The sequence below is a fragment of the Pseudoalteromonas sp. SR44-8 genome (assembly GCF_014163635.1).
GTDB classification, from domain to species: Bacteria; Pseudomonadota; Gammaproteobacteria; order Enterobacterales; family Alteromonadaceae; genus Pseudoalteromonas; species Pseudoalteromonas rhizosphaerae.
In genome coordinates this window covers 1-26403 of the sequence record NZ_JACJDS010000026.1, presented here as the reverse complement: position 1 = coordinate 26403, position 26403 = coordinate 1, and the positions used below count along the sequence as shown (strand labels likewise).

The window sequence follows — 26403 nt, the reverse complement described above, 5'->3', positions numbered from 1 at the left end:
TACCCCCTTACTGTGCTTGAACACGAAGTTCAGCACTACTACGAGCGCGATGCCCGAGTAAACTTTTCACATCACTTGATTTTGGCTTAACTAGTTTGAATTTTGGTAAATACGTTTCAAAACTGGCTAAAATAGTTTCTGCACGACTTGAGCCTGTTAGTTCTAAATGCTCAGCAATTAGACCACGCAAATGCTCTTGGTGTGACGCTAGCTCATCTAACAGCACCACTTCGACTAGCTCTGGATTAATGCGTTTTTCAAAGTCATTACGCTCATCCAAAATATAGGCAAAGCCACCGGTCATACCTGCACCAAAGTTCACGCCTACATTGCCCAACACGCAAACTACGCCACCGGTCATGTACTCACAGCCATTATCACCTACGCCTTCAACAACCGCTTGCACGCCTGAGTTACGAACCGCAAAACGCTCTCCAGCACAACCTGCAGCAAACAGCTTGCCACCCGTTGCACCATATAAACAGGTATTACCTGCGATGGTCGCTTTGTGACTTTCAAATGACGAACCCAGTGGTGGGCGAATAACCAGCTTACCGCCCGCCATGCCTTTGCCTACGTAATCGTTAGCATCGCCGACTAGGGTCATTTCTAGGCCACCAGCATTCCATACACCAAATGATTGACCAGCGGTTCCGTGTAACTCAATCGAGACAGGATCAGCTGCCATGCCTTGATTGCCATGCTTATCGGCTATATAACCCGATAACATCGCGCCCACTGAACGGTCAGTGTTACAAATACGGCTGACCAGTGAAATACCGCTGCTCTCATCAATTGCTTGTTGAGCTTTAGCAAGTAAGGTTTCATTCAACTTACCTAAATAATGTGACGTATTAGGTGCGCTGCAGTATAAGGTTTCACCAGTTGGGTTATTCGGCTGTGCAATCACTGACGATAAGTCAATTTTTTGCTGCTTTGCCGTTTTACCTTCAATCGCTTCGAGTAAATCAAGACGACCGATTAAGTCTGTTAGTTTGGCAACCCCTAGGCTTGCCATAATTTCACGGGCTTCTTGAGCAATAAACTTAAAGTAGTTCATCGCCATTTCTGGTAGGCCATGGAAATGTTTTTGACGCAATGTTTCGTCTTGCGTTGCTACACCGGTTGCACAGTTATTTAGGTGGCAAATACGCAGGTACTTACAACCAAGCGCAACCATAGGACCCGTACCAAAACCAAAGCTCTCTGCACCTAAAATAGCTGCTTTGATGATATCAAGGCCGGTTTTTAAACCACCATCAGTTTGCAAACGAATACGATGACGTAAACCGTTTTCAACCAGCGCTTGTTGTGTTTCAGCAAGACCAAGCTCCCACGGGCTACCCGCATATTTAACCGACGTTAGCGGACTTGCGCCAGTACCGCCGTCATAGCCTGAAATAGTAATTAAATCAGCATATGCTTTAGCAACACCAGTGGCGATTGTGCCCACACCTGGCTCTGATACTAGTTTTACTGAGATCAACGCTTTAGGGTTTACTTGTTTTAAATCGAAAATAAGCTGAGCTAAATCTTCAATCGAATAAATATCGTGATGCGGTGGTGGCGAAATTAAGGTCACACCCGGTACCGAGTAACGAAGCTTAGCAATATACGGGGTTACTTTTTCGCCCGGCAATTGCCCGCCTTCACCTGGTTTTGCACCTTGCGCTACTTTAATTTGAATAACGTCAGCACTGCGTAAATAATGTGGTGTTACCCCAAAACGACCTGACGCAACTTGCTTGATACGTGAATTTTTCTCGGTACCATAGCGTAGTTTGTCTTCGCCGCCTTCACCTGAATTTGAACAGCCACCTAAGCGGTTCATCGCAATTGCAAGCGCTTCATGCGCCTCTGGCGATAATGCACCGATACTCATTGCCGCCGAGTCAAAACGCTTATATAGCTCAGTTGCTGGCTCAACATCATCAATACTGATCCCTTCTGCTGGCAGTTTCAGTGCAAGCATGTCACGTAATGTGGCAATTGGGCGCTTATTAACAAGATCTGCGTATACGCTGTAATCAGAATATTCACCTGAGCGCACCGCTTTTTGTAGCGTTTGAATAACATCTGGGTTGTACGCGTGATACTCGCCGTCATGCACATACTTTAATAAGCCGCCATGGCTGAGTAATTTACGTTTACTTAATGCCAAAGTATGTAACTTGCGTTGGTCATCATCAAAATCAGTAAAACACGCGCCTTTAATGCGACTTGCCACACCATTAAAACAGGTATCAACAATTGCATCCGACAAACCAACTGCTTCAAACAACATTGAACAACGATACGATGCCACGGTACTAATGCCCATTTTTGACATGATCTTGTACAAGCCTTTGTTGATTGCATTACGATAAGCAAGCGTAACTTGGCAATAGCTCTTGTTGATCACTTTAGAGTCGCTCATCGCAACCAGTGATTCATATGCTAAGTACGGGTAAATTGCCGTTGCACCAAAACCAATTAATACCGCAAATTGATGCGCGTCACGGACACTACCTGTTTCAATGATGATATTTGATTCACAACGTAAATTGTTATCAACTAAACGCTTTTGTACCGCTCCAACAGCCATAGCGGCAGGAATTGGTAATTTATTCTCATCAAAATTACGGTCACTCAAAAACAACATGACACAGCCACCAGCTGCTTTTTCTTGCGCTTCGTCACAAATACGGATTACTGCATCACCAAGGCCTTCTTCTTTGCTGTAGGTGATATCGATTTTGCAATAGCTGTAATGAGCCTGATCAGCGCTCAATAATTGTTGCATGTCTGCATACATTAGGATTGGCGTATCAAACTGTAGGCGCTTAGCGTGGCCGGTGGTCTCGTTAAACACGTTTTGCTCACTACCGATACAGGTCGCCAGCGACATTACATGGTTTTCACGCAGTGGATCGATTGGCGGGTTAGTTACTTGCGCAAACTTTTGACGGAAGTAATCAAACAATGAACGGTTACCTTCAGAAAGCACTGCAAATGGCGTGTCATCCCCCATAGAACCGGTTGCTTCTTGACCAATTTCACCCATTACGCGAATAACGCTATCAAGTTCTTCATTGGTGTAACCAAACATTTTTTGATATTTCAGTAATGTTTCATCATCAAATGAACGGTTGCCCGCATCTTGCTCTGATAGCTGCTCAAACGGCGTTAAGCGCTTAACATTGGCCTCAAGCCATGCTTTATATGGATGGCGAGATTTAAGATCGCGATCAATTTCGTCTGAGTGCCAAATTTTACCTAACTGAGTATCAATAACTAATAGCTCACCAGGGCCAACGCGGCCTTTCTCAACCACTTCATCCGCAGTGTAATCCCAAATACCCACTTCAGAAGCTAGGGTAATAAAGCCATCTTGAGTGATCACATAACGTGCAGGACGCAGACCATTACGGTCCAAGTTACACGCTGCAAAACGCCCATCAGACATCACAATACCAGCAGGGCCATCCCATGGTTCCATGTGCATAGAGTTAAAGTCGTAAAATGCACGTAAGTCATCATCCATCGCACGGTTTTTCTGCCATGCAGGTGGCACTAGCATTCGCATAGCACGGAATAAATCCATGCCACCAGCTAAAAACAACTCAAGCATATTATCTAGGCTTGATGAATCTGAGCCGGTTTCATTGACAAATGGTGCTGCTGATTGCAAATCTGGAATAAGCGGCGATGCAAACTTATATGAACGAGCACGAGCCCACTGGCGGTTACCTTGTATGGTGTTGATTTCACCATTGTGCGCTAAATAGCGGAACGGCTGAGCCAAAGGCCAACGCGGTTGTGTATTAGTTGAAAAACGTTGGTGAAATACACAAATTGCGCTGGTCATGCGGATATCAGCTAAATCTAAATAGAAGTTAGGCAAATCCACCGGCATCATTAAGCCTTTGTAGATAGTTACTAACCCTGACAAGCTGGCAATGTAAAAGCCTTCATCTTCGCTTAAACGCTTTTCAGCACGACGGCGCGCAACGTATAAACGACGCTCTAAATCTTTTGGGCGCCAGCCTTCTGGTGCATTAACAAAAATCTGTTCAAATTTAGGTAACTGCTTTATTGCAATTGGCCCTAAACATGATTCATCTGTTGGCACAATTCGCCAACCTTGAATATTGAGGGTTTCTTTTTCGAGTTCTTCACTCAATATATCTTTTGCAGCTTGCGCAAGTACTGGATCTGAGTTTAGGAAAATCATGCCAACGGCATAATTTTTACCCAAGTGCCAATTTTTTTCAGCGGCAATAGCACGAAAAAAGCTATCTGGCTTTTGTAATAATAAGCCACAGCCATCGCCTGTTTTACCATCGGCAGAAATACCACCACGGTGTTCCATACGGTCTAAGCCAGTGATCGCTGTTCGAATTAAACGATGACTTGCCTGACCATTAACTTGGGCTATTAAGCCAAAGCCACAATTATCTTTTTCTAATTTTGAGTCGTATAACATAGACCCCTCCCCTTGCTACAACAGCTAGCTATGAATGACCTTCTCGACGGTTTGCTAGCAGACAGTCAAAACTATCGCCAATTGTACATTGAGTCAATAGCGCTTTGAATACATATTCACATTCTTGAATATTTCTCACCACAACACAATCTTTTTATTTCATGCCTATTTTTAACATTTAGCGATATTTTACCCGTTATTTTTTTATGACACTGGTGTCATATTTAACAAGTTGTAAAATAACCGCTCTACAAACCTGCAGTTTACGTTAACGTAAACCAGAGTAAAAATGAATAAATATTCACTTAGTTATGTAGCGAAAATAAATGCTTTCTTTTTTATTGAATCTCTTTGCTGTCGTTCAAGGTCGATACCACAGTGCACATTAGAGTAAATACTCTTTCCAGTGTCTTTTTATGGGTAAATTTAAAGCCACTAATTAATGCATAATTATCATCACAACAGTCACATTTTGCATAATTTACGCTAGTTAGTAAGTTTTTAGCTTGCTCACCCTGTTGACGCCTGCGGCAGCTTCTTAGCCGCCATAGTAAAGTGTCCGCAGCGGACACAATTTATGTCCGCGGACACCAAATAATTTAAAAATAAATAATTATTTCATTAAAATCATGACATTAAATAGTGGCATGATATTCGAATAAACATTAAAAGATAATTACAGGACACAACTTATGTTTATTCTCAGTTTATTTTTAGTTTCACCAATCACTGTCTTAGTAGTGAGCTTGATGATCACTTACTGCGAGAATAGACATAGCTAAGGATCACTCATGATAAAAGATACCAGCGGACAAGATGTAAGTATTACGCAAAGACGTAGTTACAAAAAACCATTAATAGTACTGGCGCTATCACTTGCTGTACTTGCTTTATGTGCACAAGCATTTATGGGTAACAATCAAGGCAGTATTTCTGTTGAGCGGGCTTCTTTACAGATTGCTACCGTTAATATTAGTCGTTTAGTACGTGATGTAGCCGCCAGCGGTAAAATTGTTGCTGCAAATGCTCCCAAGATTTATAGCCCAGAACGTGGCTATGTGGATTTACAAGTTAAAGCCGGTGATAAAGTAAATAAAGATGACATTATTGCTTTAGTCGATAGCCCAGAACTCAATAATGAACTAAAACAGCAACAATCGGTGTTAGCCCGCCTTGATGGTGAATTACAACGTAAGCACTTAGAAGCACGCCGACAAAAGTTAAGCTTAACCAAAACGCTTGATCTCGCCCAAGTAGAGCTCAATGCAGCAGACAGGGAAAATCGCCGTGCTAAGCTTTCTATCGAAAAAAACTTGATCAGCCAAATTGATTTAGAAAAAGCAGTAGATGATCTTGCCCGTGCCAAGCTTTCTTACAAACACGCTCAACAAGAAGTTGAACTTGCTAAAGATACACTCGCATTTGAACTCAAAGCTGCAGAGCGCGATCTCGCTCGCCAACAACTGATCGTTGATGATTTAAATCGCCAAGTCAGAAACTTAACTATTAAAGCCAGCGTCACCGGCATTGTTGGTAACCTGCTTGTACAACAAAAAGAAGCCGTTACCCAAAGTCAGCCGTTAATGACGCTGGTTGATTTAAGTAATTTTGAAGCACAACTGCAAGTACCTGAAAGTTACGCCAACGAACTCGGTTTAGGAATGGAAGTTGAGCTCACACTCGGGGCAAAAAAAGTGACTGGTGTGTTGTCGGCAATTTCGCCGGAAGTTAACAATCGTGAAGTAACTACTCGAGTACGCTTTGACGAAGAGCTAAAAGGCATTCGCCAAAACCAGCGATTAACAGCGCGCATTTTATTAGAAAATCGTGATGACGTTTTACAAATCAAACGCGGTGCGTTTATGCAGCAAGGTGGTACGCAGGTTTACAAAGTTATCGGCGACACCGCACAACTGGTAAATATCACAACCGGGGCAAGCAGCATCAACGCAATAGAATTGCTACAAGGTGTTAGCTCAGGCGATCAGCTGATCATCTCCAGTTACGATAACTTTAAACAAGCGTCAACATTATTACTGAGATAAGAACAAACATATTACAAGGATCAACTCATGCTTAAAATGAATAATATTAGCAAACTGTATCAAACAGAAATGGTGCAAACCCATGCACTACGCGACTTTAATTTGCACGTAGATGAAGGTGAGTTTATTGCAGTAACTGGCCCTAGTGGCTCCGGGAAAACCACCTTTTTAAATATCGCAGGCATGTTAGAACCTTTTAGCAGTGGTGAATATCTGCTCGATGGTATTGATGTTGGCAAATTGAACGACAATCAACGGGCGGATTGTCGCAATCAAAAAATTGGTTTTATTTTCCAAGGCTTCAACCTGATCCCTGATTTAAATTTATATGAAAACATTGAAGTGCCACTGCGCTACCGAGGTATTAAAGCAAGCGAGCGTAAACGTCGTATTGAACAGTGCTTAGAACAAGTAGGTCTAGCTTCACGCGCTAAACATTTGCCGCAGCAGTTATCAGGTGGTCAACAGCAACGGGTAGCGATTGCCCGCGCCCTCGCCGGTGAGCCGCGCTTTTTATTAGCCGATGAACCAACAGGTAACCTAGACAGCTTAATGGCACGTCAAGTGATGGAGTTGCTGGAGCAAATTAACCGTGACGGCGCGACCATCATTATGGTGACTCATGACCCAGAACTTGCCCGCAGAGCACCTCGTAATATTCAAGTGGTTGATGGTCAACTTGCCGACTTTACCTTGTATCAAGGCGCGCAAAACCTAAAAAATGTGGCTGGAGTGTAACTTATGCTATTACATTACCTCGATTTAAGTTGGCGTAGTTTTAAGCGCACACCACTGGTAAGCATGTTAATGGTGCTAGCCATTGCTATTGGGATTGGTGTAACCATGACCAGTTTAAGCGTTTATCATATGATGTCGGCGGATCCTATTCCCGAAAAAAGCAATCAACTTTATACTGTGCAATTACAAACCATGGATGAAGGCCATACGTGGTGGACCGAGGATAACCTTCCTATGCAACTGACTTATCAAGATGCAGTCAATTTGCAGAATGCGCCTGTTCCTGAAAAAAAGGTCGCGATGATGCGTACTGGATTCTCAGTGTATCTAGACTCAGACAAAGTAAAGCCGTTTACCAGTAATGCACGGATGACTACGCCTGATTTTTTTAATATGTTTAATGTATCGTTTATTTACGGCGGTGAATGGAGTGAACAACAAGAGCAATCTGCCGCCCCTGTGGTGGTGATTTCAAAAGAACTCAACGATAAACTGTTTGCAGGAAACAACTCAATTGGCCAATTGATCTACTTAGATGATTACAGCTACGAAGTTGTTGGTGTGATCGCTGACTGGTCACTTAACCTTAAGTATTATGATTTAAATAATGGTGCATTTAATGAACCTGAAGAATTATTTTTACCATTTAGCTTAGTCAAAACCAAAGAGCTAACTACTTGGGGCAACAGCAACGGTTGGAAACATGAGAATATCAATAGCTACGCCGATAAAATGCAATCGGAAATAGTTTGGATCCAATTTTGGGCGCAACTAGATAACGCGGAGCAAAAAACAAACTACGAAAATTATCTTAATTCTTACATTCAAGAGCAAAAAAAGCGCGGCCGCTTTGCCCGAGAAAAACCCGAATATAAGCTACGTGATGTTAACCAATGGATGCAATACAATAATGTCGTTAGTGAAGACAATAAAATATTGGTCGGCTTAAGTTTTATGTTTTTAGCAGTGTGTTTAGCAAATATTCTTGGTTTATTGCTAGCTAAGTTTTTGCGTCGGGCACCGGAGGTAGGTGTGCGCCGAGCACTAGGCGCCAGTAAACGACAAGTGTTTTTACAACACCTTGTTGAAGTGGCTATGCTTGGATGTTTTGGCGGCCTAGTCGGTATCGTACTTGCGCAATTAGGTTTGTGGGCTGTTCGTCAAAGCTATGATTACTATTCATCAATCGCCACAATGGATATCACTATGTTACTCAGTGCGCCTGTTATCGCTATTACAACCTGCATAGTAGCCGGGCTTTATCCTGCATGGCTGGTTTGCCGTACTAACCCAGCTATTTATCTTAAAAGCCAATAAGGAGCACACTAATGTTAGAGATCAAACCTATATTTCATGCTCTTTGCCGCTCAAAAGTCGGGGCAATATTACTCTTAATTCAAATTGCCATAACCACCGCAATCGTTAGTAATGCGGCATTTATTATCCAAGATAGAGTCGCTTTTTTAAATCAAGACACTGGCTACCCTGAACACGATATTTTTAAATTCAACGTGATGACCTTTGGTAAAGATATCGATTTAAGTCAACAGTTTGAATTAGACGAAGCGATGTTAAGAGCCCTACCTGGGGTTGTAAATGCAGCGCAAAGCAGCAGTATTCCCCTATCCGGTAGTGGCAGTGCATCAAGCTTTAATTTGAAACCGGCTCCTCAAGAAAGTAAAAGTATCCGTAGTTCTTATATTTTCATTGATGAGCATGGTTTAGACACTTATGGTGTAAAACTAATTGCAGGGCGCAACTTTACAGAGGATGAAGTAACAATCACTAATTCACCCACTGAGAGAACTACCAATGTTACTGTTGTCACGCAAGCTTTACTCGATGAACTTTTTCCTGAAGGTGATGGCCTCGGCAAAACAATTTATTTTGGCGATTTGCCTTTAACGATTATCGGTGTGGCAGATCATATGAAGAGCCCTTGGCTTAAAGATAGTCACCCAAATAATGTTGCGCTGATCCCTTATATTCAAGGCAAAACTTACGCACAATTTGCAGTCAGAACCAAGCCCGGTCAACGTGCAGCTGTAATGAAGCAAATCGAAACCGCGATGCTGAATAATTACAATAAACGGGTAATCAACAATATCAATGGCTTAGATCAACTTAAAGACGAATATGTTGCAGCAGACAAATTGATGATGCGTATGCTGATTGTGCTCATCACGATATTAGTACTGGTAACTGCATTGGGGATTTTTGGCTTAACCTTATTTAATATCAGCAAACGCACCAAGCAAATAGGCACTCGCCGTGCATTAGGAGCCAGAAAATCAGCCATTATTAACTACTTTTTAGTTGAAAATGCGATGATCTGCTGCGTGGGGTTGCTCCTTGGCATTATTGCGGCGCTGTTACTTGGTCAATTATTAATGCAGCACTTTTCAATTGCCGCACTGCCGCCGAGCTATATCGCAGGCACTGCCATTATGGTGTTTGTTATGAGCTTACTTGCCGTGTTTGGCCCTGCAAAACGTGCCGCCAACATATCACCGAGTATCGCCACGCGAACAATATAAAGCAGCTCCCAACCTATGCTACACTGGTTTAATACCGTGTAGCATTTTGAAATAAAGATAACAAAAACAGCGATTAAATTCACATGGAAAAAATACTTATTGTCGATGACAACCCTGCCATATTAGAAGCCTTGTCATTACTGTTAGAAATTCATGACTATCAGGTTGTGACTGCAAAAACGCAGCTTGAAGCCTTACAAATAGTGCAATACCAACGTATCGCGCTGGTTATTCAAGATATGAATTTTAGTAATGACACCACCTCTGGCGAAGAAGGTAAAGCGTTGTTTTATCAACTAAGAGCTCTCAACCCGCACTTACCGATTATTTTGATCACCGCGTGGACTGAACTGGCCAGCGCCATAGAGCTAGTCAAAGCCGGTGCCGCTGATTACTTACCTAAACCATGGGACGATAGCAAGCTCCTCACCTGTGTTAATAACTTAATCGAACTTGGCCAAGCAAAACAACAAAATGTAATGTATGCGCGCCACCAGCAAGAGCGAACATCAAGTTTAGCCGATGCCAACCTAGTTGGTTTAGTGTATCAAAGTACCGCCATGGAAAAAATTCTCAATATGGCAATACAAGTCGCTAAGTCAGATGTCTCTGTGCTAATAACAGGTGCAAATGGCAGTGGTAAAGAACGCATTGCACAAATTATTCAAGCCAATTCTCACTTAAACCATGCCCCGTTTTTGACCATCAATGCCGGAGCCCTGCCCCATGATTTAATTGAAGCCGAATTATTTGGCGCTGAAGCGGGTGCTTATACTGGCATCACCAAACAGCGAATTGGTCGCTTTGAGGCCGCTGATGGTGGTACGCTGTTTTTAGATGAAATTGGTAACCTGCCATTATCAGGGCAAATGAAACTACTGCGCGTGTTACAAACTGGTGAGTTTGAACGACTCGGTTCAACAAAAACACAAAAAGTAAATGTTCGGGTTATTTCAGCTACCAATGAAGATTTAAAAGCGGCCATTCATGCAGGTCGATTTAGAGAAGACTTATATTATCGCCTCAACGTGATTGAGCTAAATTTACCCAGTTTAGCGCAAAGACCAGATGACATTTTAGCGCTTGCTAAACACTTCTTAGGCGAGCGCGAATTATCGCTTACAACAGAGCAAGGATTACTCGCGCACAATTGGCCCGGCAACGTTCGTGAGCTAGAAAATGCCTGTAAACGCGCAGCCGTACTCAAACCTAATGGCGACATTACCCTCGATGATTTTGCTCTACAATCGCAACCGCTGCACACTAACTTTGCTAAACAAGAACCCAGTAGAGTAGAACTAGAACAAGCTATGCGTCAGCACCAAGGAGTGATCGCAAAAGTTGCCAGACAGTTTGGTTTAAGTCGTCAAGCACTGTACCGCCGTTTGCAGAAATTTGAGATTGATTACTAATGGAAAAAAATAAACCTGCACTGTCTCTCACTCGTAAAATAGTGCTGATATGTAACATCTCTGCACTTATTCCTGTTTGGCTCATCTGCTGGTTAACCCATTTAAGCTGGCCTTCACTATTAATAACAACGCTGCTCACATCGCTGCTGGCAAGTTATTTATCTTTTCGGCTCAGCCGCACTCTGGTGCAAGGCATACACTCACTTGAAACTGGTTTGCTTAATTTTAAAGACGGTGAATTAGCCACCTTACTAGCTTATAACGGCAACGATGAATTAGGCCGCTTGTGTCAATTGTATAATCAAACTGCAAAGCAATTACGCCAAGAGAAACAATGGATCTATCAGCGCGAGCTGATGCTTGATAAAGTGCTACAAAGCTCTCCCCAAGCCGTTATTTTAAAAAATGATAAAGGCTTTATTGTTTATAGTAACTACAGTGCCCGAGACCTTTTTAATGCCAAAACAGCGCTTGAAGGAAGTCAGTTTGCACACCTGCTTGAAAATGCTCATCCACAGTTAAACAATGCTTTAACGCGCGGTAGCGATGGTTTATTTACGCTAGATACTGAAGACCAAGAATCTCAAGCGTGGCATTTATCAACCGGTAAGTTATTACTTAACAATCAATACCATTACTTATATGTCTTTAAACAACTCACCCGCGAACTTAGCCGTCAAGAAGTCGAGGTGTGGAAAAAGGTCATTCGGATCATCAGTCACGAACTTAATAACTCTCTGGGTCCCATGTCGTCAATGCTGCATAGCGGCCAGTTACTCAGTGAAAAAGTAGACGAACCCAGACTTAGCCGCGTGTTTGCTACCATTTCTGAACGCATCAAACATTTAAACGACTTTGTACAAGGCTATGGCAAATTTGCCAAACTGCCCACTCCTCAGCCAAGCGCAATTAATTGGCAAGTGTTGCTCACACAACTGCAAAATCAATGGTGTTTTATGCTCGATATAAGTAATGACGTGCATACACTGGCTGATCCGACTCAAGTCGAACAGCTACTGATCAACTTAATAAAAAATGCTCACGAATCAGGCTCTGCTAGCGAACATATAAGTGTCACTGTTACACAGAATATTAAAGGCACACATATCAGTGTAAACGACCAAGGTAAAGGTATGAGTGAGCAAGTGATGGCCAATGCATTAATCCCATTTTATTCAACTAAAGTCGCTGGTAGTGGTTTGGGGTTAGCATTGTGCCGTGAAATAGTCGAAGCGCATCATGGTCAAATTAGCTTACACAATCGTAAGCACGGTGGGCTTAGTGTTCATGTCATTCTGCCCCACGGTCCTAACAAACAATCACAAAAAAGCCGCAATTAAGCGGCTTTTTGTTGATTTGCTGATAAACGTTACTCAGCGTCAGCTTCTTTATATTTAGCTGCTGTTTCGGTGATCAGTGGTTGTAATTCACCACGTTGAAACATTTCAATGATAATGTCACAACCACCAATTAATTCGCCATCAACCCACAGTTGTGGAAATGTTGGCCAATTGGCATATGCTGGTAATTCAGCTCGGATATCAGGATTTAGTAAAATATCAACATAGGCAAACGGTTCACCGCATGACATTAATGCTTGAGATGCTTGTGAAGAAAAACCACAATTTGGTAATTTAGGCGATCCTTTCATATAAAGGATAATTGGATTTTCAGAAATCTGCTGTTTAATTTTATCAATGGTTTCCATCTACAACCTCAAAAGTGACGATAGCTGAACATATTAAGGCTTGAAAAATTTTCATTAAGCCTCATATATGTATCTTAAAGTGGGCAAATAAAGCCGCAATCGAAATAGTCTTGCATTTGCACTGCTGTTTGGCATTGCTGTTTGCTAAAACTTGAGTAAAATACTCAACAATTATAGTAACACTATAATCTCATTTGGTATAGGTAACTACCCTGTTTGAACAGGCATTAACTATTACTATTTGAACTATCAACCAAAAGAAGATGGAGATAAAAAATGGCATTTGAACTACCGTCACTACCATATGCAATTAATGCACTTGAGCCACATATTTCACAAGAAACATTAGAGTTTCACCACGGCAAGCACCACAACACTTATGTGACTAAACTTAACGGTTTAATCCCAGGTACTGAATTTGAAGGTAAATCACTTGAAGAAATCGTATGTTCTTCTGAAGGTGGCGTATTTAACAATGCAGCACAGATCTGGAACCATACTTTTTACTGGAACAGCCTATCTCCAAATGGCGGTGGCGAAGCAACAGGCGCTGTTGCAGATGCTATCAATGCTAAATGGGGTTCTTTTGAAGCATTCCAAGCAGCTTTTGATGATAAAGCAGTAAACAACTTTGGTTCAAGCTGGACATGGTTAGTTAAATTAGCTGATGGTTCTTTAGACATCGTTAATACTTCTAACGCAGCAACGCCACTAACTCAAGACGGTGTAACACCGATCCTGACTGTGGACCTGTGGGAACATGCTTACTACATTGATTTCCGTAACGTTCGTCCAGACTACTTAAAAGCATTCTGGTCGCTTGTTAACTGGGAATTCGCGAACGCTAACTTCGCATAATTGATTGCTCGTTCTGAGCAAGCCCAATTTAAAAGACGCTCCGGCGTCTTTTTTGTTTTCTAACATAAATTTTTAATTTTATTGCACAAAAAATCAAATTCGTGACTAAGCTTTAAATAACCTTTGCTTCTTTTTTAATTTGTAAGCACCTAGTTTAAGCAGGTTTTTCGGAGGTTTCCATGAGTATTTTTGAGCATTACCAAGCACGATACGAAGCGGCACAAGAAGAAGAGTATAGTATCGCTGAGTTCTTAGAGATTTGTAAAACTGATAAATCGGCTTATGCCAGCGCACCAGAGCGATTATTAGCGGCCATTGGTGAGCCAAAAATGATCGATACTTCAAAGGATGCACGGTTAAGTCGATTATTTTCAAACAGAGTAGTAGCACGTTACCCTGCCTTTAATGATTTTTACGGTATGGAGGATGCGATTGAACAAATCGTTTCTTACCTAAAACATGCCGCGCAAGGCCTTGAAGAATGTAAACAAGTGCTTTATCTACTTGGACCTGTTGGCGGTGGTAAATCATCGATTGCCGAAAAGCTAAAATATTTAATGCAACAAGTGCCTATTTACTCAATTAAAGGCTCACCGGTCAATGACCACCCGTTGGCGCTTTTTGATCCTAATGAAGATGCTGAGCTGATGGCAAAAGAATACGGGATTAAGCCCCGTTACTTAAAAACTATTATGTCACCATGGGCCACTAAGCGCTTATCTGAATTTAATGGTGATATTAGCCAGTTTAAAGTGGTAAAACGCTACCCCTCTATTTTAAATCAAATTGCTATTGCAAAAACTGAACCTGGGGATGAAAACAACCAAGATATTTCCGCTTTAGTCGGTAAAGTTGATATTCGCAAACTAGAACATTTTGCTCAAAACGATGCTGATGCTTATGCTTATTCCGGTTCATTATGTCTTGCAAATCAAGGTTTAATGGAATTTGTTGAGATGTTTAAAGCGCCAATCAAAGTATTGCATCCGCTTTTAACAGCCACGCAAGAGGGAAATTATAATGGCACCGAAGGTATTAGTGCACTGCCCTTTAATGGCATGATTTTGGCTCATTCAAACGAATCAGAATGGCAGACCTTTAAAAACAACAAGAACAATGAAGCCTTTTTAGACCGTGTTTACATCGTCAAAGTGCCGTATTGTTTACGTGCATCTGAAGAGGTAAAAATCTACGACAAGCTATTGGAACATAGTGAATTATATAATGCTCCTTGCGCGCCAGGCACACTGGAAACATTGGCAAAATTTACCACGCTATCACGGTTAAAAGATCCAGAAAACTCTAGTATCTACTCAAAAATGCGGGTATATGACGGCGAAAGCTTGAAAGACACCGATCCTAAAGCTAAATCGTATCAAGAGTATCGAGATTATGCCGGTGTAGATGAAGGCATGACCGGACTATCAACTCGGTTTGCATTTAAAATTTTATCGCGCGTGTTTAACTTTGACACACTTGAGGTAGCGGCAAACCCAGTGCATTTATTTTATGTATTAGAGCAACAAATTGAACGAGAGCAATTCTCTGCCGACGTTGAAGAACGCTACTTAAGCCACTTGAAAGGCTATTTAATCCCGCAGTATGTTGAGTTTATTGGTAAAGAACTGCAAACAGCTTATTTAGAGTCTTACTCTGAGTACGGGCAAAACATTTTTGACCGCTATGTCACTTATGCTGATTTTTGGATCCAAGACCAAGAGTATCGCGACCCTGATACCGGCCAGCTATTCAACCGCGAAGCATTAAATGCCGAACTTGAAAAAATTGAAAAACCAGCAGGCATTTCAAATCCAAAAGATTTCCGTAACGAAATCGTTAATTTTGTATTGCGTGCACGGGCGCACAACAATGGTAAAAATCCATTGTGGACCAGCTATGAAAAACTGCGCACTGTGATTGAGAAAAAAATGTTCTCCAATACTGAAGAACTATTACCCGTTATTTCCTTCAATGCGAAAACATCCGCAGAAGATCAGAAAAAACATGAAGATTTTGTCAATCGTATGGTGGAAAAAGGATATACCCAAAAGCAAGTTCGTTTGTTATCAGAGTGGTATTTACGCGTGCGTAAATCGCAATAACACGCAGCTGTGTATTTTTAGGGGGTCTTTATGGCGCATTTTATAGACCGTCGCCTGAACGGTAAGAATAAGAGCACGTTAAATCGTCAACGCTTTATCAGGCGCTATAAAAAACAGATCAAAGAAGCGGTGTCAGATGCAATAAATAAACGCAGTGTCACTGACTCCAGTAGCGGTGAGAGTATTTCAATTCCGCAACGGGATATAAGTGAACCTACTTTCCATCAAGGTAAAGGGGGCGATAGAGAACAAATTCATCCTGGTAACGATCAGTTCTCAACCGGTGATAAAATTAAACGCCCGCAAGGTGGCCAAGGTGGTGGAGCCGGCGAAGGTGAAGCGAGTGACTCTGGTGAAGGAGAAGATGACTTTGTCTTCTCGATTTCTAAAGATGAGTATCTAGACTTACTGTTTGAAGACTTAGAACTGCCAAATTTACAGCAAAACCAGTTAGACAAACTCGTGCAAATGAAAACTCATCGTGCTGGTTTTTGTAGTGATGGTATGCCGAGTAATATTGATATTGTGCGTTCACTTCAGGGCTCACTTGCAAGGCGTGTTGCGATGAGCGCGGGTAAAAAGCGTCAATTAGCAGAGCTTGAAGCACAGCTTTGCCTATTAATGGCTGAGCCTGAACCTGATATAGCTGCTATTGCATTAATGGAGCAAGAAATCGCCGCATTACAAAAACGCATCAGTGCAGTGCCCTTTATTGATAATTACGATTTGCGCTTTCGTAACTATGAAAAACAGCCTCATCCAACTAGTAAAGCGGTGATGTTTTGTATTATGGATGTGTCGGGCTCGATGGATCAAGCAACCAAAGATATGGCAAAACGTTTTTATATTTTGCTTTATCAATTTTTGACCCGCAGTTATAAAGACATTGAAGTGGTGTATATTCGCCATCATACCCAAGCCAAAGAGGTCGACGAACAGGAGTTTTTCTATTCCCAAGAAACTGGCGGCACAATTGTCTCCAGCGCACTGAAGTTAATGAATGAGATAATTACCGAGCGTTATAACGCTGGCGAGTGGAATGTGTATGCAGCACAAGCCTCTGATGGCGACAATTGGGCAGATGACTCTCCCCAATGCTCAGAGATCTTACGCAACAAGTTGCTCAGTACCATTCGCTATTACGCTTATATTGAGATCACTACCCGCGCCCATCAGAGCCTATGGCGTGAGTATCAAAATATTTGTCAAACTCATAATAACTTTGCTATTCAACATATACGCAATGTTGAAGATATTTACCCTATTTTCCGTGAGTTATTCAAGAAGAGTCGTCAACACCAAGGGGCAGCCTAGGCTGTACAGCGAGGTATTTATATGACCAATAAACGAATGAGTGATGGGCCAGATTGGACATTTGAATTACTACAACAATACCAAGACGAAATTGCGCGGGTTGCTGAACATTATCGCCTCGATACTTATCCTAATCAGATTGAAGTGATCACCGCAGAACAAATGATGGATGCCTATTCCAGTGTTGGTATGCCTATTGGCTATAGTCACTGGTCTTATGGTAAAAAATTTATTCAAACTGAGCAAAACTACAAACGCGGACAAATGGGATTGGCTTATGAAATTGTCATAAACTCGAATCCTTGTATTGCTTATTTAATGGAAGAAAATACCCTTCCAATGCAGGCTTTAGTGATGGCGCACGCTTGCTACGGGCACAACTCGTTTTTTAAAGGTAATTATTTATTTAAAACATGGACTGATGCCAGCTCTATTATTGACTACCTATTATTTGCAAAAAATTATATTGCTCGTTGCGAAGAAAAACATGGCATTGATGAAGTCGAAAACCTAATCGATTCATGCCATGCACTTATGAATTACGGTGTTGATCGTTATAAACGCCCACAGCAAATATCTTTATTTGAAGAACAAAAACGCCAACAAGAGCGCGAAGATTACTTACAATCACAAGTGAACGAACTTTGGCGCACAATACCTTCACATCAACAGGAAACTAAAAAACACGAGCGTCATTTTCCTTCAGAGCCACAAGAAAATATTTTGTATTTTATAGAAAAAAATGCGCCATTACTGGAATCTTGGCAACGAGAAATAATTCGTATTGTGCGTAAAATCTCACAATATTTTTATCCTCAAAAGCAAACCCAAGTAATGAATGAAGGCTGGGCAACGTTTTGGCATTATACTATTTTGAATCACTTATATGATGAAGGGAAACTCACTGACTCATTCATGTTAGAGTTTTTACAAAGTCATACTAATGTTGTGTATCAGCCCCCTTACAATAGTAATTATTATTCGGGTATTAACCCTTATGCGCTGGGTTTTAATATGATGGTGGATATCCGCCGTATTTGTGAAAACCCTACCGAAGAAGATAAACAGTGGTTTCCAGAATATGCCGGGAGCAACTGGTTAGATACGCTGCACTTTGCAATGGAAAACTTTAAAGACGAAAGTTTTATTAGCCAATTTTTATCACCCAAACTTATTCGTGACTTTAAATTATTCACTATTATCGATCATGAAAAAGATCCGAATCTACAAGTTGGTGCGATCCACGATGAAAGCGGCTATCACGCGGTACGGACTGCGCTCTCAGCACAATATAACCTCAGTAATCACGAACCCAACATTCAGATCTATGATGTTGATATTAGAGGTGATCGCTCTTTAACCTTGCGCTACGTGCCACATCAGGATATTCCACTGGCAAAGTCTCACCATGAGGTATTAAAACACCTTTACAGACTATGGGGCTTTAAGGTAAAACTGGAACAAGAGTCAACCTCTGGCGAATTGAATATACTCGGGCAATGTCCATCAGATGATTCACGCCATACAACAGAGTGAATAGAATGGATAAAAAGCTTCTCGTACTAATTGATTCAGTAGAATTTGCACGTACTGCTATTTTGCACGCGAAACACAAAGCAATTGGTAAGCAAAAACATATTGATATTGTCGCCTTTGCCTATGAAAGTGCTGGTAATATTTTGTTCTCGCCGCCAGCTGAACAATTGCAAGTCATTCAAGAAACAAGGTTGGCGACTCTCAAAAAAGAATTAGTACCACTACTTGAAAGCGAATTGTCAGAATCAGATTATTCATTAAATATTATTTGGCATGAGGCACCTGAGCAATGGTTAGCCAATGAGAGTGACTTTGAAAATTATGAGATGGTGATAAAAACGCGCCATATTGACGAGCATTGTCAATTTAGTGAACTTGACTGGCAGTTGATCCGCTTTACCCCACTACCACTTTATTTAGCTGCGGATAATACCTGGCGCAATAACACCAATGTGTTAGCTGCGCTTGATTTAGGTAGCGAAAAAGCCACTAAATACAAACTAAACAAAGATATAATTGAAACTGGTTTAGCTTATTCTAAGCATTATGACTGTCAGTTTTATACTTGTTATACCGTTCATGTATCCCCAATTTTAAGAGACTTAGGCATTGTATTTTCAGACGAACAAGTACTGAATGCTTTTGACAAACTACCTGTCATTCAACGTAATTTAATTATTGAGCACGATATAAAAAATAACCTTCATATAAAAGCGGGCCTAGCCGAGCAAGTGATCCCAAGTATTGCAGCTAAGCTTAGTGCCGGTCTCGTGATCATGGGCTCAGTAGGCAACATAGGTATAAAAGGTAAGTTAATTGGCAATACCGCTGAAAAAGTTATGCGGTTACTAAAAACAGACTTGCTTATTTTGCCACCTGAATGCTAGATACCTGCTGGCGATAGCATAAAAAATGACGCATTTTGCGTCATTTTTTATGCCTATTCAAAGCAACTTAATTTAAACTTTTGCTATTGTGTCGCGAGGGTATTTATACTCATCAAGGTTAACTCAAATCTTTATATGCAGTAATACAATTTCTGCCATTTTCTTTTGAAAAGTAAAGTGCCTTATCAGCCGCTTCAATCCATTTTTCATAACGTTCGAATTCATCTTGAAAACAGGCAAAACCAACACTAACAGTCACTTTAATTTGCTGTTCGTCAAAGTAAATGGATGAGTTTTCAATTAAACTACGCAAACGCTCAGCAAATATCTCAGCACCTTTGTGATCCGTGTCTAATAACGTTACTGCAAATTCTTCGCCGCCATAACGACCTGCGATGTCTGTTTCACGTAATGTTTTACGCAGTAAATCAGCAATGTTACGCAGTGCTTCATCGCCACAACGGTGCCCATGTTCATCATTTACTTTTTTAAAGTGATCGATATCAAACATCAATAAAGTACTTGTGCCACCACTACGTTTGATCCTAAGAAATTCTTTTCGTAGGGTATCTTCCCAATGACCTCGATTAGTCAATTTTGTTAGTGCGTCCGTTTGACTCACTTGTTCAAGTTTACGATTTACTTCTTCAAGTTCTTTTTTATTCACTGCCATATCAGTTACATCATAAAGAATGATACAAATATGGCCAACTTCTCCCATCGTATTTGATAGAGGAATAAACGTAGCGTTTTGAAACATATGGTCTGCTTTACCCGTGATTGGACGGTAATTTTTAAAGCGGAAAATATATGGCTGCTGTTCCCAAATAGTGAATGAACGGTTTTTCAAAATAAACACTGATTCTGACTTACTACGAAACCACTTTTCATCAATTGATGGAAATAAATCAAACAAGTCTTTATCTTTTACAGCGCTGGGTAACATACCTGAATGGTTTTCCATAAAACCATTCCAAATACACACTTTATAGTCCCTATCTAACACCACTAAACCAACATCTACGGTATTAAACATATCCATTAACCAATGGATTTCATTCATATTAAAATCAGCAGCAGGCATAATGTTAGTCTTCTAATAGGTAAGCAACTTTGTATTTCAAAGTTTTTAGTGAGTCTTCGGTAAATAATAGCATCAAGTCACAGTTAATATTGTGGTTCTCAATACCATAGCTAATTTCTATTGCCAGAGTACGTTGCCAGCGTGATTTGTTTGCTTTAACTAAATCAGATACATCACAATGTTGGCCTAACACCACCGGATGTCCTTGGCTAAAAGTCATATCTAATTGGCGAGATAATCCCGTTAAGATTGCACCAATCAGGATATTACTAATATCCATTAATAACTCCAGCTCAATTTTGTTAGTGAGCTCCCCTTCATAATTCATCAAGGACGCAATTTCTTTAAAGCTAGAATCATTTAGAAGTAACAATGCCTCACCGGATACACCACCACCAATAAAACCTTGGCACACGCCTGACGTTGTTGCATTGGCATCAATTGATCGCAGTGCCATATCAAGTTCATTAACTTCGAGAATATTGACATTAGGAATAGGCAATTCAACAAATACATTTAATAGCCGTGCTAATAAGTCTCCAGCCTGCCCCATTGCCACGTTAGTCAGCTCTTGGTATATGTCTCTGACATCTGGGTCAACTTGCTCACCTAAGCGGTGTGAGAGCCGCTCACGCATTGCTTTATCTTTAATTCCATGGTGTTCGATAATATCGGCAAGCTTTTGGGCATCACATGGTTTTTGGATAAAGTCTATCGCGCCAAGTTCGATTACCCGTTGATGCGCATTGGGCTGAATATCGCCAGAGACAACAACGGTTAATATATCCAAGTTTTGCTCTTGAATCGCTTGCAGTACTTCGTAGCCATCCATTTGCGGCATATTTAAATCGAGAAATAAGATTTCCGGGTTTAACGCTTTAATTTGCTTAATACAATGCACGCCATCTTCAGCAAACTCAACTTTAATATCCCAATCATCGGGCAACGAACGAGCTAACTGACGGCGCGCAAGCTTAGAATCATCACAAATTAGTACCGATGTTGACATAGTCTCTCTCTGATTGCTTTTATTTTTATTAGTAAAAATGTAAACATTTATTACTGCTTTATGTTAATCAATGTAACCATACATTACAATTTTAAATTGCATTAAACTCTTGGTGTCCATGGATGATTATAATACACTCAGCCTAATTGCGTTAACTCTAAAGGAAATACCTTATGCTCCGATCACTCACTTTTGCTTTAAGTGCCTTTTGTTCAATGGCTTTTGCCGCCGATATGACCGAAAACACCCTTGATGCGGGAAAAGTATCAGCACAATCTAAGCCAATCACTTTATTAGGACAAGGTGTAAAACTAGGCGATAAAGCACCAGACTTTAAAGTGGTTGATGGCTCATTCACGCCAATTACTTTAGCCGATTACCAAGGTAAAGCCGTTTTAATAAGCGTTGTTCCAAGTCTGGATACTGGTGTTTGTAGCATTCAAACCAAGCATTTTAACGAAAAGGTTGCATCGCAATTTCCAAATATAGCCATGCTCACCATTAGTGCTGATTTACCGTTTGCACAAAAACGTTTTTGCAAAGCCGAGAACATAGATAAAATTACTGCTTTATCTGATTCAGTATGGCGTGACTTTGGTCAAAACTATGGTCTGATCATTAAAGATATGGGTCTGCTTACACGAGCCGTATTTGTATTAGATGCAAGTCATAAAGTTGTTTACAAGCAGTTAGTAGCTGATTTATCAACAGAGCCAAAGTATGACCCAGTTATAAGTGCTTTAAACGCATTGTAATTTATTGCGCTAGAGTACATTACAATGATAAAAAAACCGCCAATCGGCGGTTTTTTATTGATTGAATTATCAACCCAATAATTCAGCAAGTTGCTGATTAACAGCTTCAACAGCTTGGGTACCATCTAGTTTATGATATTGCGTATTGCCCGCTTGCGCTTCCGCTTGGTAATAATCAACCAATGGCATTGTTTGCTCATGGTAAATACCTAAACGTTTACGTACTGTTTCTTCTGTGTCATCAGCACGGATGATCAGATCTTCACCTGTAACGTCGTCTTTACCTTCCACTTTTGGCGGATTGTAAACTACGTGATAAACACGGCCGGAACCAGGATGAACGCGACGTCCACCCATTCGGTCAACAATAATTTCATCAGCCACATCAAACTCAATAACGTGATCAACAACTACGCCATTTTCTTTCATTGCATCAGCTTGTGGGATGGTACGTGGGAAACCGTCTAGTAAAAAACCTTTTTCACAATCAGCTTTAGTAATACGCTCTTTAACAAGACCTATGATGATGTCATCAGAAATTAACTGACCTGCATCCATTACTTTTTTCGCTTCAAGACCCAGTGGTGTGCCTTCTTTAATTGCAGCACGTAACATATCACCAGTTGAAATTTGTGGAATACCGTACTTATCCATCAAAAACTGAGCTTGAGTGCCTTTACCTGCACCCGGCGCGCCCAAAAGAATAATGCGCATATCATTGTCCTCGTTTGATACTGATTTTACAAAAAGCATATCAGTATGATTTATTATAAAGCTTGAATTCTTCCATAAGCGCCGCAGATACTCAAGCAACTTATGCCAATTGACTACGTTGAGATCATAAAAAAAGGGAACCGAAGTTCCCTTTTTATTAAAATGTTAGTTTTTGAGCAATTACTTACTCAAATCTAACATTAATTTATTTAAGCGAGTCACAAAACCTGCTGGATCTTTTAATGTACCGCGCTCTGCAAGCAAGGCTTGATCAAGCAGTACATGTGACCACTGTGCAAATTTGTCTTCGTCTTGTTCAACATTTAAATGCTTAACAAGTTGATGCTCAGGGTTAAGCTCAAAAATTGGTTTTGCTTCTGGAGCAGCTTGACCTACTGATTCCATTAGCTTTTGCATTTGTGAGCTCATGTCGTTGTCATCAGCGACCACACAGGCTGGTGAGTCAGTTAAACGATGCGTAAAGCGTACATCTTTAACATTATCGCCAAGTGCTGTTTTGATGCGCTCAACTAAGCCTGCAACTTCTTTTTCAGACTCTTCTTGCGCTTTTTTGGTCTCTTCATCATCTAAGCTACCTAAGTCTAGGTCACCACGGGTAATTGACTTAAATGGTTTTTCAGCAAACTCGGTTAAGTGGCTCATCATCCACTCATCAACACGGTCACTCATCAACAGTACTTCGATACCTTTCTTACGGAAGATCTCTAGATGTGGAGAGCTTTTCGCCGCAGTGAATGAATCCGCAACAACGTAGTAAATCGCGTCTTGGCCTTCATTCATACGCTCAACGTATTGCTCTAATGAAACGTTTTGTGCTTCTTCATCAGTATGTGTTGATGAGAAACGCAGTAACTTAGCAATCGCTTCTTTATTCGCTGCATCTTCTGCTGGACCTTCTTTGATCACTTGACCAAATTCATTCCAAAATACTTGGTAATCGTCGGCTTTATTTTTCGCCATACGCTCAAGCAGTTTTAAGGTACGTGACGTACAACCTTTGCGGATTGCTTGCGTTACTTTGTTATCTTGTAAAATTTCACGTGATACGTTTAACGGTAAATCGTTTGAATCAAGTAAACCTTTTACAAAGCGTAAGTAGCTAGGCATAAATTGCTCAGCATCATCCATTACAAATACACGTTGTACATATAGCTTTAAGCCACTTTGACGGTCACGATTCCATAAATCAAATGGTGCTTTTTTAGGAATATACAGTAAGCTTGTGTATTCAGTTTTACCTTCAACTTTGTTGTGAGCCCAGCTCAGTGGATCTTCCCAATCATGGCTTACATGCTTATAAAATTCTTTATATTCTTCATCAGATAGCTCTGATTTATCACGCGTCCACATTGCTGTGGCGCGGTTAATGCTTTCCCACTCACCAGGTACGGCTGGAATTTTCTCGCCATCTTCACCTTCTGACTCAGGTACTTCGGCTTTGTACATTTGTACTGGTGTTGAAATATGATCCGAGTACTTAGTTACAATACTACGTAGGCGCCATTCATCAGCAAACTCTTTTTCATCTTCACGAAGATGTAAAGTAATTTCAGTACCACGGCCTGCTTTTTCAATTTCTTCTAGCGTGTATTCGCCCTCACCTTGTGATTGCCATTCAACGCCTTTTTCTTCACCGGCTTTGCGAGTACGAACAGTCACTAAGTCTGCAACTATAAATGCAGAGTAAAAACCAACACCGAACTGACCAATTAGTTGCGAATCTTTGCTTTGGTCGCCAGTTAAGTTTTTGAAAAACTCAGCAGTGCCTGATTTAGCAATAGTCCCTAACGAGCTGATCACTTCATCACGAGTCATACCAATACCGTTATCAGAAATAGTTACGGTATTTTTTTCTTTATCGGCACTGATACGTACACGTAAGTCTGCGTCACCTTGGTATAGTTCACCATTTGAAAGTGCTAAAAAGCGTAATTTATCAGCTGCGTCTGAGGCATTTGACACAAGCTCACGTAAGAAAATTTCTTTATTAGAATAAAGTGAGTGAATCATTAAGTTTAATAGTTGTTTAACTTCTGTTTGAAAGCCTAATGTTTCTTTTTGTGCTGCAGTCATTTATATATCTCCAATTTGCAAAGTGTCTGCGTTATGCACTTAATATGGGGCGCGGTTTGTTAACTTCAAGTCAAAAGAGCAAAAAAGTAAGCCATAGCAAGATAAACACGGAAGTTAAGTTGTTTTTTCTTACAATCAAAATGGCTGTGGGCAATGTAGGTGCGTTTGCTTGGAGCTTCGAGGGTGTACAAAAAACAGATCGCTGGCATGTAATTGTAAGCGCTCAGCCAGTTGTTGGCTATGTTGGTTTTTATACAGATCACAGCCAATAATTGGGTGCCCAATGCTGTGACTGTGTATACGTAATTGATGTGTACGCCCCGTCACAGGGGTAAATTGCACTAAAGTACGCGGCGGTGATGTTAAGCGCTGTAATACTAAATAGTCACTGACGGCAGACTTACCCGTCACATTACAAATTTTAACTAATGGAAAGAGTAACTTATCTTTGACTATTGCAGCGTTTATTTGACCTACGTCATTTAATAACCAGCCATCCAACATGGCTATATAGTGTTTTTTTATTGTCCCTGATTGAAACTGCTTATTAAGGAGCTTAGTTGATTCAGGGTTAAGGCCTACAATCATAATACCTGAAGTACCATAGTCTAATCGATGCGGCAATTTAGCTGTCGGAAATGCGGCAGTCAGACCTGGCTGCCCATTCACTAAACGATAATGCACAGAATCCCAATTGGCCGGATTTTTACCAGATAAACTCAGTAAGCCACTGGGTTTATTGATCAATAAAATATCATCGTCTTTATATAAAATTTCCACATGCTCATGACAAACCGATGCAATAAAGTCATCGACAATAGAATGCTGTGGCAAATTTGTATTAGACATTATTTCTCTCATTATTGATTTTATAAAAACGTTGCGACATTAGTATCTTGAAACTAGTTAAATTTCTATCATACACAAAAAAGTCGGTATGCTGCGCTGTAGTTTGGCTTTTAACTATAAAGGGCGCTAGTTTTCAAGATTAGAAAATGGCAGTGAACGCATGTCGAAGGTTAATACCAATCGTGTTAAGTTACTGACCATTTATAGCGACAGATAAATACAGTGATAACAAGGCGTAAATTTTGACATGTAGTTGTTCTACTTGAAAAAATTATAACGCAGTTAGCGCTTTATTT

19 protein-coding genes are annotated in these 26403 nt (G+C 40.8%); 12 read left to right on the top strand and 7 right to left on the bottom strand.

Annotated elements, in window-relative coordinates; translation table 11 throughout:
* Positions 1-7: 7 nt before the first annotated feature.
* Positions 8-4465 carry a glutamate synthase large subunit gene (gene gltB, locus H5183_RS13945; RefSeq protein WP_145242134.1) on the bottom strand — a complete coding sequence of 1486 codons (4458 nt, stop codon included), beginning with the start codon at positions 4463-4465 and terminating at the stop codon, positions 8-10.
* A gap of 791 nt (positions 4466-5256) precedes the next feature.
* Here gltB and H5183_RS13940 point away from each other — a divergent pair.
* The 6 genes from H5183_RS13940 to H5183_RS13915 all read left to right on the top strand — a co-directional run bounded on the left by H5183_RS13940 (position 5257) and on the right by H5183_RS13915 (position 12537).
* Complete coding sequence (locus tag H5183_RS13940) at positions 5257-6510, top strand: efflux RND transporter periplasmic adaptor subunit (protein WP_182731948.1); 1254 nt, start codon at positions 5257-5259, stop codon at positions 6508-6510.
* A 27-nt stretch (positions 6511-6537) separates the two neighbouring features.
* Positions 6538-7248, top strand: coding sequence for an ABC transporter ATP-binding protein (locus tag H5183_RS13935; RefSeq protein ID WP_182731947.1), 711 nt, complete (start codon positions 6538-6540; stop codon positions 7246-7248).
* A 3-nt stretch (positions 7249-7251) separates the two neighbouring features.
* Positions 7252-8565, top strand: coding sequence for an ABC transporter permease (locus H5183_RS13930; RefSeq protein ID WP_182731946.1), 1314 nt, complete (start codon positions 7252-7254; stop codon positions 8563-8565).
* An 11-nt stretch (positions 8566-8576) separates the two neighbouring features.
* On the top strand, positions 8577-9785 hold the full coding sequence (locus tag H5183_RS13925) for an ABC transporter permease (RefSeq protein WP_182731945.1): 1209 nt from the start codon (positions 8577-8579) through the stop codon (positions 9783-9785).
* Between the two features lie 83 nt (positions 9786-9868).
* On the top strand, positions 9869-11197 hold the full coding sequence (locus H5183_RS13920; protein ID WP_145242142.1) for a sigma-54 dependent transcriptional regulator: 1329 nt from the start codon (positions 9869-9871) through the stop codon (positions 11195-11197).
* On the top strand, positions 11197-12537 hold the full coding sequence (locus H5183_RS13915; protein WP_149982776.1) for a PAS domain-containing sensor histidine kinase: 1341 nt from the start codon (positions 11197-11199) through the stop codon (positions 12535-12537). Before H5183_RS13920 ends, H5183_RS13915 begins: the two co-directional genes overlap by 1 nt.
* A 29-nt stretch (positions 12538-12566) precedes the next feature.
* Here the strand turns inward: H5183_RS13915 and H5183_RS13910 are convergent, their stop codons facing one another.
* Positions 12567-12905: a Grx4 family monothiol glutaredoxin gene (locus H5183_RS13910; protein ID WP_064665960.1), complete on the bottom strand. Its 339-nt coding sequence runs from the start codon at positions 12903-12905 to the stop codon at positions 12567-12569.
* 276 nt (positions 12906-13181) lie between these two features.
* Here H5183_RS13910 and H5183_RS13905 point away from each other — a divergent pair, with 276 nt between their 5' ends.
* From H5183_RS13905 to H5183_RS13885, 5 genes are all read left to right on the top strand, one after another.
* Positions 13182-13763 (top strand): superoxide dismutase, encoded by a 582-nt coding sequence (locus tag H5183_RS13905; RefSeq protein ID WP_145242146.1) that lies wholly within the window; start codon positions 13182-13184, stop codon positions 13761-13763.
* Positions 13764-13942: 179 nt separating this feature from the next.
* Positions 13943-15865 (top strand): PrkA family serine protein kinase, encoded by a 1923-nt coding sequence (locus H5183_RS13900; RefSeq protein WP_149982777.1) that lies wholly within the window; start codon positions 13943-13945, stop codon positions 15863-15865.
* A 30-nt stretch (positions 15866-15895) separates the two neighbouring features.
* Positions 15896-17179: a YeaH/YhbH family protein gene (locus H5183_RS13895; RefSeq protein ID WP_145242150.1), complete on the top strand. Its 1284-nt coding sequence runs from the start codon at positions 15896-15898 to the stop codon at positions 17177-17179.
* A 21-nt stretch (positions 17180-17200) separates the two neighbouring features.
* Positions 17201-18715: a SpoVR family protein gene (locus H5183_RS13890; RefSeq protein WP_145242153.1), complete on the top strand. Its 1515-nt coding sequence runs from the start codon at positions 17201-17203 to the stop codon at positions 18713-18715.
* 5 nt (positions 18716-18720) lie between these two features.
* Positions 18721-19602 carry a universal stress protein gene (locus tag H5183_RS13885; RefSeq protein ID WP_145242155.1) on the top strand — a complete coding sequence of 294 codons (882 nt, stop codon included), beginning with the start codon at positions 18721-18723 and terminating at the stop codon, positions 19600-19602.
* 118 nt (positions 19603-19720) lie between these two features.
* On the opposite strand, the gene H5183_RS13880 is transcribed toward H5183_RS13885, so the two are convergent.
* Both H5183_RS13880 and H5183_RS13875 read right to left on the bottom strand, forming a co-directional pair.
* The gene (locus tag H5183_RS13880) at positions 19721-20686 is read right to left on the bottom strand and encodes a diguanylate cyclase (protein WP_182731944.1); all 966 of its coding nucleotides are present in this window, start codon (positions 20684-20686) and stop codon (positions 19721-19723) included.
* 4 nt (positions 20687-20690) lie between these two features.
* A complete protein-coding gene (locus H5183_RS13875; RefSeq protein WP_145242159.1) occupies positions 20691-21695 on the bottom strand; it encodes a response regulator in 1005 nt (334 codons plus the stop codon).
* Between the two features lie 173 nt (positions 21696-21868).
* On the opposite strand from H5183_RS13875, the gene tpx reads away from it, so the two are divergent.
* On the top strand, positions 21869-22450 hold the full coding sequence (gene tpx, locus H5183_RS13870) for a thiol peroxidase (protein WP_145242161.1): 582 nt from the start codon (positions 21869-21871) through the stop codon (positions 22448-22450).
* 69 nt (positions 22451-22519) lie between these two features.
* On the opposite strand, the gene adk is transcribed toward tpx, so the two are convergent.
* The 3 genes from adk to H5183_RS13855 all read right to left on the bottom strand — a co-directional run bounded on the left by adk (position 22520) and on the right by H5183_RS13855 (position 26107).
* Positions 22520-23164 (bottom strand): adenylate kinase, encoded by a 645-nt coding sequence (adk, locus tag H5183_RS13865; protein WP_064665952.1) that lies wholly within the window; start codon positions 23162-23164, stop codon positions 22520-22522.
* Positions 23165-23344: 180 nt separating this feature from the next.
* A complete protein-coding gene (htpG, locus tag H5183_RS13860) occupies positions 23345-25258 on the bottom strand; it encodes a molecular chaperone HtpG (RefSeq protein ID WP_182731943.1) in 1914 nt (637 codons plus the stop codon).
* A gap of 135 nt (positions 25259-25393) precedes the next feature.
* Positions 25394-26107 (bottom strand): RluA family pseudouridine synthase, encoded by a 714-nt coding sequence (locus H5183_RS13855; RefSeq protein ID WP_182731942.1) that lies wholly within the window; start codon positions 26105-26107, stop codon positions 25394-25396.
* Between the last annotated feature and the right edge of the window lie 296 nt (positions 26108-26403).